Source organism: Rahnella sp. JUb53 (assembly GCF_004346065.1).
GTDB classification, from domain to species: Bacteria; Pseudomonadota; Gammaproteobacteria; order Enterobacterales; family Enterobacteriaceae; genus Rahnella; species Rahnella variigena.
This window is the reverse complement of record NZ_SLYT01000014.1, coordinates 90,858-103,080: the sequence shown is the minus strand read 5'-3', so window position 1 is coordinate 103,080 and position 12,223 is coordinate 90,858. Positions and strand designations below refer to the sequence as shown.

Below are 12,223 nucleotides of genomic sequence, written 5' to 3'. Positions count from 1 at the left end.
CATAACGCCGGAGAGAACGCATCTATGTATCACCTTAGAGTACCGACGACCGAAAAAGAGCTGGCCGCCTATTACCGATTCCGCTGGGAAATGCTGCGCAAACCACTGCGTCAGCCTGAAGGTTCCGAACGTGATGCCTACGATTCCATTGCGCATCATCAGATGGTCGTGGATGAAAGCGGCGAGCCGGTTGCTGTTGGCCGTTTATACATTAATGCCGATAACGAAGCCTCAATCCGCTTCCTGGCCGTTGACCCGAATGTACAGGACAAAGGGTTAGGAACACTGGTGGCGATGACCCTGGAGTCTGTGGCGCGTCAGGAAGGGGTAAAGCGCGTAGTCTGTAGCGCCCGCGAAGACGCAGTGGATTTTTTTGCCAAACTGGGCTTTGTGAATCAGGGGGAAATTACCACCCCGCAAACTACACCGGTTCGTCACTTCCTGATGATTAAACCGATCGAAACGCTGGATGATATTCTTCATCGCCCCGACTGGTGCGGACAACTGCAACAAGCCTGGTACGACCATATCCCGCTGAGTGAGAAAATGGGTGTGCGGATCAGTCAGTATACCGGACAGCGTTTTGTCACCACGATGCCGGAAACCGGCAATCAGAATCCGCACCATACGTTATTTGCGGGAAGTCTGTTCTCGCTGGCAACGCTGACTGGCTGGGGTTTGATCTGGCTGCTGCTGCGTGAACGGCATCTGGGCGGCACCATTGTGCTGGCGGATGCCCATATCCGCTACAGTTCACCGGTGACCGGCAGGCCGCGTGCGGTGGCGGATTTAGGCTCTGTCAGCGGCGACCTTGATCGTCTGGCTCGCGGGCGTAAGGCGCGCGTGCAACTCGAAGTGAATTTATACGGCGATGAGGTAGACGGCGCGGTGTTTGAAGGTACCTATCTGGTGCTTCCTGCTGCACCCGGCGCACCGCTCGAACCCGAAATTAACTGATTTGCTTTAGCCCAAACAAAAGGCACCGCGACTGCGGTGCCTTTTTGCGTTATAGGCAGACAAACTGATTTATGGCGCAACGGCGGCTGGCGCTCCGGAAACTAATCCGTTCACCATTCTCTGGTCAATGGTCTGGCTGCCGTTTATCTGCAATGTGCCGTTCAGCGTCGGTTTGTAATCGACATTTGCCGGCATTTGCCCGTGCAGATTGAGCTGCATATTGACGTTACCTTCCAGCGGCACATGTGGCCACCCCCAGTTTTCCAGCTGATTTGCCGGTACGGAGCGACCGGTCATCTTCAATGAGAAATGACGTTGCGGCTGCTGGTCAACGGTCGCACTGGCTTCCAGCAAACCTTCTTTAGTAAAGGCGCTCAGTTCGGAAATATTCACCTGACTGTCGTTTGCATTCAGGGTTATGGAAGGACGACGCACGTCATTACGATTAAATGTGGCTTCGCTGGCATTCAGATTTAGCGTACCGCTCCAGATCCCCCACTGATGATTACGCGCCAGCAACAGATTATTGCCCAGCCCATCAAGCGCGGTCAGCTGGAACGGGAACTGCGGGTTGATATCAATGATCAGGTTTCGGTTGGCAATAAACCGGCTGACAAAGACTTCAGAAAGCGAATCCGGCAACGCCTGATTCCAGAGCTGTTTCCAGTTTTCCGGCAACGTATATTCCAGGCCAGCAACGGAAACTTCATCAAGTTGCAGTCGTTTGTTGGCGCGCAACCAGTTCCCTGTGGTACGGAGCAAACTGCGCTCCCAGCGCGCCGTCGCCTGTTTAATAGCAATGCCTTGCGGCGAAAGGTCGAGACTGATAATGGGATCCTGGATATGCAGATTGCCATCAATCATATCGGTTGCATTCAGGGTGATTTCCCCGTCATCGCTTTGCCAGTCGCCTTTTTCCAGAGTCAGATCCTGTACAGACAAATCAACGTCGCTGAATGCCCAGTCAGTTCCCTGCAAGCGGGCATCGATCAGGTCAAGACGCTGGATAGTCACTTTAGGCAATGTCTGGTAATCATCAAAAAAAGCAGCAAGTGATTTAGAGGTTTGCAGGCGTACATTGCTCAGGCGCAGGTTTTCAATGTTCCAGCTACCGTCAGCGGCCTGTGTGGCTTTACCTGTCAGCTGACCGCGTGCCAGATCGCCGCCAAAATTACTCAGCGTCAGATTCTTATTATTGATATTGCCCTGAATCAGCACATTTTCGGCCGGAAGACCGTTGACCGTCAGATTCGCGGCACTCAGCTGGAAATCGGCTTTGTCTCCCAGTAGCTGAGCCGGTTTTGGCTGCCACGGCGAAATGCCGGCATTAATCTGCTGTCCCTGAATATCTAATCCGGCGGTATTCCCGGTCAGCGCCATTTTGCTGAGCTGCAGGGTATTGGCCTGCAACGGTAAATTCATTGAGGAAGGGCTGACACTGAGGCGACCGTTAGCCAGAACGACGCGATCGAAAAAGCGTGGCTCGGTTATCTGTCGCAAGCTTAAATCCAGATCGACTTCGCCAGCGTTCAGGATTTCCGGCTGATTCTTTTGCCCGAAGACGACATTGTTTAACGTCACACGACCCGGAGACGACCAGTTGTGGTCGATTTTCTCTACGGAGACGCGGTACTCGCTGTTATCGCTGATCCAGCGGCTGACCCAGCCAGCCGCCCAGCGGGTTTGTAATAGGACGTACACCAGCACGATCGCCAGCACCAGAAGTAAGGCGAACGTCAGCAAAATTTTACCGATAAATCTCATCGTCTGGAGCCCTGTAGCGGGAAAGCGGAAAAAAGATTCTTTGTTTATGCCGCAAACAGCGACTTTTCTCAACAGGTTAGCAGAATGGAGACAATAAAAAGCGGCAGGGGTTCCAGACCCGCTGCCGCTGTTGCACGCGGATTACATCCCGTGATTACTTTTCGTGAGGGAAGACCAGATTCAGAACAATCGCAGTAATACCACCAGCAGCAATTCCCGAAGACAGAAGCGTTTTCAGCCAGTCGGGCGCGAATTGCAGGATCAGCGGTTGCTGGGAAACACCCATACCGACGGCCAGTGAAAGCGCCATGATCATAATTGCGCGGCGGTTAAGGCGCTCGCGGGAAACAATACGCACGCCGGAAGCCGCGATCGTACCGAACATAACGATGGTTGCGCCGCCCAGAACCGGTTCAGGAATATGTTGCACAAAACCCGCTACGGCAGGGAACAGCCCAAGGATGATCAGCATCAGAGCGACAACAAAACCGACATAGCGGCTGGCAACACCGGTCAGCTGAATCACGCCGTTGTTCTGCCCGAAGCAGGAGTTCGGAAAGGTGTTAAACACCGCAGACAGCATTGAGTTCAGGCCGTTTGCCAGAACGCCGCCTTTGATGCGCTTCATATAAAGCGGGCCGCTGACCGGCTGCTCCGAAACGTCTGAGGTCGCGGTAATATCACCGATAGTTTCCAGCGACGTGACCATGAAAATCAGCATCAGCGGGATCAACAGATTCCAGTCGAAGCCCAGACCGTAGTACAGCGGCGTCGGTAAGGTTATCCAGTTTGTTTGTGCAGCTGGCGCGACGGAGGGCAACATCCCCATCATCCAGGCTGCCAGATAACCCACGGCCATCGCGATCACCAGAGATGCCACGCGCAGATAAGGATTGCGCTGACGGTTCAGCAGAACAATCACCACCAGCACCACGGCAGCCAGCAACAGATTTTTCGGCGCGCCGAAAGTGTGATCACTCATGGCCGAGTAACCGCCGCCAATAGACGTCAGTCCGACCTGAATCAGTGAAAGCCCGATAATCATCACCACGATGCCGGAAACCAGCGGCGTGATAATGCGGCGCGCGAGATGCAGGAAACGGGAAAGAATGATTTCAGTACAGGAAGCCAGCATCAGGGTGCCAAACAGCGCTGCCATCATGGTCGGGACATCGGCACCGCCATTTTTCAGCGCCATTCCGCCCATGATAAGCGGTGCCACAAAGTTAAAACTGGTGCCCTGAATGGAGAGTAAACCTGAACCGACAGGCCCCCAGGTTTTAATCTGCAAAATGGAAGCGAGGCCAGAGGCGAACAGCGACATGCTGATGATGTGCTGCGTGTCCTGCGCGGGTAAACCCAGCGCCTGACAAATCAGCAATGCCGGTGTGATCACCGCAACAAACATCGCCAGCAAATGCTGACAGGCGGCAAATAACGTCTGAGGAAGTGGCGGACGATCTTCAAGGCGGTAAATCAGTTCACTTTTTTGCTGGCGTGAGAGGTCAGATTGCTGTGTTTCTTGTTCTGCGGTTTGCGAACTCATGTTGTGGCATTCCAATAAGCGGCAAAGCGGGCATTTTTATTGAAATCACCGATAAAAGCAATCGTTTGCTATCGGCAATTTTGGGTGGAATGTTTGGGTTAAGGGGAGATTTACGATCTGTTTTTCTTGCTTATCGCAGCTTTAATGACTTCTAATTCAGCCTCTGGGGAAATGATACTTAAATGAGATGTTTATAACTCAATAATATTTTTGGATATTTTTTTAAAATGGAGTTTTTCAATGATTCAACTCGACACCTACGGCACGCTCGTTGCCGCCACGTTGGTACTCCTTTTAGGACGAAAATGCGTCCAGTCGGTCAAATTTCTAAAGAAATACACTATTCCTGAGCCCGTTGCCGGCGGGTTGCTGGTCGCTTTGCTGTTGCTGATCGCCAATCAGATGTTCGGATTGGAAATCGGCTTTGATATGTCCCTGAAAGAGCCCCTGATGCTGGCGTTCTTTGCGACAATTGGTTTGAATGCCAATCTTTCCAGCTTGCGTGCAGGCGGCAAATCTTTATTTCTTCTGGTCTTTGTCGTTATCGGCCTGTTGCTGATGCAAAACGCCATCGGTATCGGGATGGCGAAAATGTTGGGGCTTGATCCGCTGATGGGCTTGCTGGCCGGTTCGATTACACTTTCTGGCGGTCACGGAACAGGTGCGGCGTGGAGCAAGCTGTTTATCGAACGTTATGGCTTTGAAAACGCGACGGAAGTTGCTATGGCCTGTGCGACCTTCGGCCTGGTGTTAGGTGGAATCATCGGCGGGCCGGTGGCGCGTTATCTGGTCAGCCATTCTTCAACACCAAACGGCACACCGGAAGATGCCGCCGATCCCAGCGCATTTGAAAAACCGACCATCGGGCGGATGATCACCCCGCTGGTGATGGTGGAAACGATCGCGCTGATCGCGATATGTCTGATGGCTGGAACTTACTTTGACAGCCTGCTTCAGGGGTCTGCCTTCGAAATTCCGACATTTGTCTGTGTTCTGTTCGTGGGCGTGATCCTGAGCAACGTCATGGCGTGGCTCGGTTTTTATCGTGTTTTTGACCGGGCCGTTTCAGTACTGGGTAATGTCAGCCTGTCGTTGTTCCTTGCGATGGCACTGATGAGCCTGAAGCTGTGGGAAATGGCGTCACTGGCTTTGCCGATGATGGCAATCCTCATCGTACAGACCATCGCGATGGCGCTTTACGCGATTTTCGTAACGTATCGCGTAATGGGCAAAAACTATGATGCCGCGGTACTGGCTGCCGGACATTGCGGCTTCGGACTGGGTGCAACGCCGACGGCGATTGCGAATATGCAGGCGATCACCAACCAGTTTGGTCCTTCGCATCTGGCCTTCCTGGTTGTGCCGATGGTTGGGGCATTCTTCATTGATATTGCCAATGCGATCGTCATTAAACTGTATCTGATGCTGCCAATATTCCCGGCTTTCAGTTAAAAAAACAGGCACAGAAGTTTCGCTTCTGTGCCTGCCTTTCCTTCTGATTTATCGCTTACTGTGCTGCTTTTTCCGTAAACACCTCTTCCGCTTCAGCGGCTTTCTCCTGCGCCATTAGCTGTTTTTCATAAACCTTGAAAAACGGATAGTAAATCACCATCGAAAGCGCCATCAGCATGACGACCAGAATCGACACTTTGAAATCCCAGCCCATTGCCCAGGCTGCGCCAATTGGCGCCGGAGATGTCCAGGGAACCAGTGAAATCATATGCGGCAGAAGATCGGTTTTAACCGCAGTGTAGGCAATGACGGCGTTCACCATCGGTGCCAGAAGGAAGGGGATGAAAAATACCGGGTTCATAACAATTGGCGTGCCGAAGATCACCGGCTCATTAATGTTAAAGCAGCTGGGAATCAGACTGAGTTTGCCCATTGTGCGCAGATGCGCCGACTTGCTGCGACAAAACAGCAACACCAGCCCGATGGTTGCGCCGGAGCCACCGATAACGATCAGGAAATTCCAGAAAGCCTCGGTCATGATGTGCGTCATCGGTAAACCTGCGGCGAGATCTGTCTGATTCAGGCCAAGGTTGGTTAACCAGAAAGCCTGCAACATGCCGGAAACGATGGCTGAACCGTGAATGCCGGCAAACCACAACAGGTGGCAAATCAGCACGGCGAGAAGTACCGCGGGCAGTGAGTCAGCGGCGGAAATCAGCGGTTCGAACAGCGCCATAATCGCCTGTGGCAACAGCATGTCAAACCCTGACTGCACCAGCAAACTCAAAGGGAAAAGCGTCACCACCACCGCAATAATCGGGATCAGCAAATCGAATGAATGCTTAATGTTTGAAGGAACCTGTTCAGGTAAGCGTATGCCGATATTGTATTTTTTCAGCAGCCGCGTCAGCTCAGTCACATAAATCGCCACCAGAATGGCGGTAAATATGCCCACGCCACCCAGCGCGACGGTCGACATTTTCTCATCAACCTGCGGCGCAGCGACCAGCAGAAAAGACATCAGCGCCAGCATCGCCGTCATAAACGGGTCAAGTTTGTAACTTCTTGCCAGATTGTAGGCAATCGATGCCGCGATGTAGATCGACATAATCCCCATCGTCATATTGAACGGCGTCAAAATTTGTACTTCATATTTAGCCGAAAGCGCCAGCCAGCTCCTGGCGAAACCCCACGAAGATTCAGGTGAGAATGGCGGGTGGACAAAAACCAGTAAAAAAGAGCCGACAATCATAAACGGCATTGCTGAAATGAAACCGTCACGTACCGCCATGACGTGGCGTTGCGAGGAAAGCCGGGCAGCAAAAGGGCTGATCTTTTGTTCTATAAAGTTAAAGAGGGATTGGCTGATACTCATGATGATTTGACCTTATGTTGAGGACATCAGACAGGGTTGCCTTAATTATCATCAGTGTAGTGATGGGGTATGAAACCGGTTACCGACTTTGCCTCACTCTGTGAAGGTCATCAAATAACCAACGAAGAAAGCAGTTCAGCTGCGGTGACATTAAAATTTGCATGAATGTGAAGGCGCAAAAACATCATTTTTAATAATGCTTCGACGATAAGAGAGTGTGGAGAAGGGGATCAGGCGTTGGTGTATCTGACTCTTTCCGGCAGCCAGCGTTCTATCAATGCTTTGGCGTGATCCGGGAACTGCTGTTGCAGATAGCGCGCTATACGCTGCACGTCGGGGATCATTGCCTGGTCGCGTAACAGGTCCGCGACTTTAAACTCTGCACTGCCAGTCTGGCGCGTACCCAGTAATTCGCCCGGTCCGCGGATCTCTAAATCCTGCTGGGCAATGACAAAACCATCGTTACTGTCACGCAGTACCTGCAAACGCTTCTGCGCAGTTTTGCTCAGCGGCGTTTTATAGAGCAGAACACAGTGGGAAGCCACGGCACCGCGCCCGACGCGGCCGCGCAGCTGGTGTAATTGCGCCAGTCCTAAACGCTCCGGGTTTTCGATAATCATCAGGCTGGCATTTGGTACGTCAACGCCGACTTCAATAACGGTCGTCGCCACCAGAAGTTGCACTTCGCCTTGTTTAAACGCCTGCATGACGGCCTGTTTTTCCTGCGCTTTCATGCGACCATGCACCAGCCCGATGTTGAGCGCTGGCAGGGCCTCTTTCAGTCCTTCCCAGGTGGCTTCGGCTGCCTGAGCCTCGAGCATTTCTGATTCTTCAATCAGCGTACACACCCAATAAGCCTGACGGTTTTCCTGCTCGCAGGCACTTTTGACGCGGCTGATAATATCACTGCGGCGGGTATCGGGGATCGCGACGGTTGTCACCGGCGTACGGCCTGGCGGCAGTTCGTCGATCACTGACGTATCAAGATCCGCATAGGCAGTCATGGCCAGAGTTCGCGGGATAGGCGTCGCCGTCATGATCAGCTGATGCGGATGGAACCCTTGTTGCAGGCCTTTCTCCCACAGCGCCAGACGCTGGTGTACACCAAACCGGTGCTGTTCATCAATGATGACCAGAGAAAGTGACGAGAACAAAACCTGCTCCTGGAAGATGGCATGCGTGCCCACCACCATTGAAACCTGACCGCTGGCAATCGCGTCTTGCTGCGCCTGCCGGGCTTTACCTTTTTGTTTTCCTGCCAGCCAGCCGACCTGAATTCCCAGCGGTTCAAACCACTGACGGAAATTATTGGCATGTTGTTCGGCCAGCAATTCTGTCGGCGCCATTAATCCGACCTGTTGCCCCTGAGCGATAGCGCAGAGTGCGGCGAGAGCTGCTACCAGCGTCTTGCCAGAACCCACATCACCCTGAACCAGACGCATCATCGGGTAGCTTTTCGCTAAATCCTGCTCGATTTCAGCCACCACGCGCTGCTGCGCGCCTGTCGGGCTGAAAGGAAGAGAAGCGAGGAACTGTTTTTTCAGGCGATCGTCATGGTGCAATGGCAGTGCTTTATAGCTTTGTGTACCGGCGCGAACGGCCAGCATACTGAGATTATGCGCCACCAGTTCTTCCATAATCAGGCGTCGCTGAGCAGGATGATGACCTTTCTCAAGATCGGCGAGCTGGATGTCTGGCGGCGGGCGATGCAGTAAATGCAGCGCCTGAGGAAGCGGGATCAGCGAACGGCTTAATTCTTCCGGCAATAATTCGGCGATAGGTACGGTATCGAGTAATTCTAAAGCCTGATCGGTCAGTTTACGCAGTGTTGCCTGGCGAATACCTTCCGTTGTCGGATAGACCGGCGTCAGCGATTCCTGCAAAACCACTTCACTGTTTTCACCCTGAATGCGGTATTCCGGATGAATGATTTCAGCGCCGATGGTGCCGCGTTTAATTTCGCCATACGCGGTGACACGACGGCCTGCTGCCAGACTGTTTTTCATCGCGGCGTTAAAATTGAAGAACCGCAACGTCACCATGCCAGTGCCATCGCTTATCTGACAGGTCAGCATTCTGCGGCGGCCAAAACTGATATCACTGCGCAGCACTTCGCCTTCTATAGTTGCGAAAATGCCAGGCTGTAAATCATTGATGGTGTAAAGGCGGGTACGGTCTTCATAACGCAAAGGCAGGTGAAGCAGTAAATCCTGAATAGTTTCAAGGCCGAGTTTAGCGAGTTTATCTGCCTGACTGGCTCCGACGCCGGAAAGCGACGTCAGCGGGATGGCGTCGAGCAGGCGGCCTTTCATCTTTTTTTAACCGTCATTTGCATCGCAGACCACCATTCGTCATCGGCAACAATCTGACCGTGATCGTCAATGAAAGGGCGTGGCAGTTTCTTGCGCTTCGCCACATTCGACAGCACCGGATAGCCACCTTCAAACAGCAGTCGCTGCTGCTCTTTCTCGCTCAGCAGGCTGGTTTCACGGCGATACAGACCGGCATTTTCCCGCTGGCGCTGTGCTTCGTACAGGATAAGTGCTGAGGCGACAGATACGTTCAGAGATTGCACCATCCCGATCATCGGAATGATGATATCGCTGTCCGCGAGAGCTAAAGCTTCTGGAGTGATACCCGTTTTTTCTTGTCCGAGCAAGATACAGGTCGGACGGGTGTAATCAATGGCACGGAAATCGACAGCTTTTTCAGAAAGATTCGTAGCGAGTATTTGCATACCCTTCGCCTTCATTTTGGCGACCGCTTCCTGAATGGTTTTGTGTGTTTTGACCTGAACCCAGCTGTTGCTGCCCGCCGCCGAAGAGACCAGTGTTTTCATTCGGGTGGTAGGCCAGACGGCATGGATTTCATGAACGCCGACGGCATCTGCCGTGCGAATGACGGCAGAAACGTTATGCGGTTTATGCACCTGTTCCATGCAGACCGTCAGGTCTGGCTGTCGGGCCGCAAGCATTTCGCGGATACGCGCATAACGTTCTGGGGTCATAACAATCAGTTTCGGTTGCGGGTAACTTTAATGACGTCCGGCATGATACGAATTTTACGCATGATATTCGCCAGATGAACGCGATCGCGAGTCGTCAGGCGGATAAAGGCGCTGTAGACGCGACCGTCTTTTTCTTCGGTGCTCAGGCTCTGAATGTTCGACTGAGCAGCGTTAATTGCTGCTGTCAGGTTCGCCAGTGCGCCCTGATGGTTGAACATATCGACTTTGATTTCGGCGATAAATTCCTGATCCGTTTCCTGATGGTTATCCCAGTCAACGGCCATGAATTTCTCAGGTTCTTTCTGATAGCCACGAATATTACGGCAGGATTCATGGTGGATAACCAGACCTTTGCCAGGGCTGACGTGCGCAATAATCGGGTCACCCGGGATCGGACGACAACATTTTGCGAACGTGATCAGTACGCCGTCTGCGCCTTTAATCGGCAGATTACGCGTGCCTGACGATGCCATTGATGACTGATCGCCCATCAGATTTTTAGCAACAACAACGCTCATCGCGTTGCCGAGACCGATTTCAGCCAGCAGATCATCCATCGCCACGAGCTTCATGCGATCGAGTTCGTTTTTAATGTTTTCTGGCGGAATATCTGACAGTTTTTTACCGGCACCCAGCGCGTGATTCAGCAGACGACGACCCAGCGAAACGGAATCATCACGTTTCAGGTTTTTAAGCATCTGGCGGATTTTGGCGCGAGCGCGTGAACTGACGACAAAGTTCAGCCAGGCAGCGTTCGGGCGGGCACCCGGAGCGGTAATGATTTCGATAGTCTGACCGCTGGTGAGCGGCTGTGAAAGCGGATAAGGCTGGCGGTCAACGCGCGCGCCCACACAGGCATGGCCGATATCGGTATGCACTGCGTAAGCAAAGTCGACCGGCGTCGCGCCCGCAGGCAATTCGACGATACGACCTTCCGGGGTAAAGACATAAATCTCATCCGGGAACAGATCCGATTTCACACTCTCGATAAATTCAAAGGAGTTGCCTGCGCTTTGTTGCAGCTCAAGCAAACTCTGCAACCAGCGTTGAGCGCGGATCTGCGCCGTCGTGCTGGTTTCACTGTTCTCTTTATAAGCCCAGTGAGCCGCAACCCCCATCTCTGCCATCTGATCCATATCTTCAGTACGGATCTGCACTTCAACCGGCACGCCGTGCGGGCCGATAAGTGAGGTATGCAAAGATTGATAGCCGTTGGCTTTTGGGATTGCGATGTAATCTTTGACCCGACCCGGACGCGGTTTGTAGAGGCTGTGAGCCTGCCCTAACACGCGATAGCAGGTATCGAGGTCTTTAACGATCACCCGGAAGGCGTAGATATCCATGATGGAATGGAAACGCTGTTCCTTGAGGTGCATTTTGCAATAGATAGAGTACAGGTGTTTTTCGCGGCCACTGACACGGCACTGAATACCGGCTTCGGTTAAACGGCCTTCTATCTCAGAGAGGATTTTTTGGATCATCTCTTTACGGTTACCACGCGCGGCTTTCACCACTTCTTTGATGACGCGATAACGGTTTGGATAGAGTGCTTCGAAGCCCAGCTCTTCGAGCTCGGTTTTCAGGTGATGAATACCCAAACGGTGTGCCAGCGGGCTGTAAATTTCCAGCGTTTCGCGGGCAATGCGGCGACGTTTATCCGGGCGCAAAGAACCCAGCGTGCGCATGTTATGGGTACGGTCAGCGAGTTTGATCAGAATGACGCGGATGTCTTGCACCATCGCCATGACCATTTTGCGGAAGTTTTCCGCCTGTGCTTCTTTCTTATCGCGGAACTTCAGCTTGTCTAACTTTGAAACGCCTTCAACCAGCTCAGCAACGCTCTTGCCAAACAGTTGTTCCATATCCTGGTAAGTTGCAGGCGTGTCTTCGATAACGTCGTGTAATAACGCCGCCATCAGAGTCTCATGATCGAGCCTCATTTCAGCCAAAATACAGGCCACGGCCACCGGGTGAGTAATATACGGCTCACCGCTGGAACGTGTTTGCCCCTCGTGCGCATCCCGCGCCACGAGGTAAGCCTGCACGAGGCGCTTAATTTGCTCCTCCGGCAGGTATTTTTGAATCAGTTGATTCAGGCTTTCAAAGATATACAAGTGAGATC

At 52.6% G+C, this 12,223-nt stretch carries 8 protein-coding genes; 2 read left to right on the top strand and 6 right to left on the bottom strand.

Annotation, left to right across the window (positions count from 1 at the left end):
- Nucleotides 1-24 precede the first annotated feature (24 nt).
- Nucleotides 25-957, top strand: a complete 933-nt coding sequence (gene fabY / locus EC840_RS23450) for a fatty acid biosynthesis protein FabY (protein ID WP_112289294.1) — start codon at nucleotides 25-27, stop codon at nucleotides 955-957.
- A 69-nt stretch (nucleotides 958-1,026) separates the two neighbouring features.
- Here the strand turns inward: fabY and EC840_RS23445 are convergent, their stop codons facing one another.
- Both EC840_RS23445 and EC840_RS23440 read right to left on the bottom strand, forming a co-directional pair.
- Nucleotides 1,027-2,721, bottom strand: a complete 1,695-nt coding sequence (locus tag EC840_RS23445; RefSeq protein WP_132967242.1) for an AsmA family protein — start codon at nucleotides 2,719-2,721, stop codon at nucleotides 1,027-1,029.
- 154 nt (nucleotides 2,722-2,875) lie between these two features.
- Nucleotides 2,876-4,267 carry a uracil-xanthine permease family protein gene (locus EC840_RS23440; protein WP_113877650.1) on the bottom strand — a complete coding sequence of 464 codons (1,392 nt, stop codon included), beginning with the start codon at nucleotides 4,265-4,267 and terminating at the stop codon, nucleotides 2,876-2,878.
- A gap of 240 nt (nucleotides 4,268-4,507) precedes the next feature.
- Between EC840_RS23440 and gltS the strand changes: the two genes are divergently transcribed.
- Nucleotides 4,508-5,719 carry a sodium/glutamate symporter gene (gene gltS / locus EC840_RS23435; protein ID WP_113877649.1) on the top strand — a complete coding sequence of 404 codons (1,212 nt, stop codon included), beginning with the start codon at nucleotides 4,508-4,510 and terminating at the stop codon, nucleotides 5,717-5,719.
- Between the two features lie 55 nt (nucleotides 5,720-5,774).
- Here the strand turns inward: gltS and EC840_RS23430 are convergent, their stop codons facing one another.
- The 4 genes from EC840_RS23430 to spoT form a co-directional block, all read right to left on the bottom strand.
- A complete protein-coding gene (locus EC840_RS23430; RefSeq protein ID WP_132967240.1) occupies nucleotides 5,775-7,094 on the bottom strand; it encodes a PTS sugar transporter subunit IIC in 1,320 nt (439 codons plus the stop codon).
- 230 nt (nucleotides 7,095-7,324) lie between these two features.
- Nucleotides 7,325-9,406, bottom strand: a complete 2,082-nt coding sequence (gene recG, locus EC840_RS23425; protein ID WP_113877647.1) for an ATP-dependent DNA helicase RecG — start codon at nucleotides 9,404-9,406, stop codon at nucleotides 7,325-7,327.
- Nucleotides 9,403-10,101: a tRNA (guanosine(18)-2'-O)-methyltransferase TrmH gene (gene trmH / locus EC840_RS23420; RefSeq protein ID WP_112289299.1), complete on the bottom strand. Its 699-nt coding sequence runs from the start codon at nucleotides 10,099-10,101 to the stop codon at nucleotides 9,403-9,405. The genes recG and trmH overlap by 4 nt, the downstream gene beginning before the upstream one ends.
- A gap of 5 nt (nucleotides 10,102-10,106) precedes the next feature.
- The gene (spoT, locus tag EC840_RS23415; protein ID WP_132967238.1) at nucleotides 10,107-12,215 is read right to left on the bottom strand and encodes a bifunctional GTP diphosphokinase/guanosine-3',5'-bis pyrophosphate 3'-pyrophosphohydrolase; all 2,109 of its coding nucleotides are present in this window, start codon (nucleotides 12,213-12,215) and stop codon (nucleotides 10,107-10,109) included.
- Nucleotides 12,216-12,223: the final 8 nt, after the last annotated feature.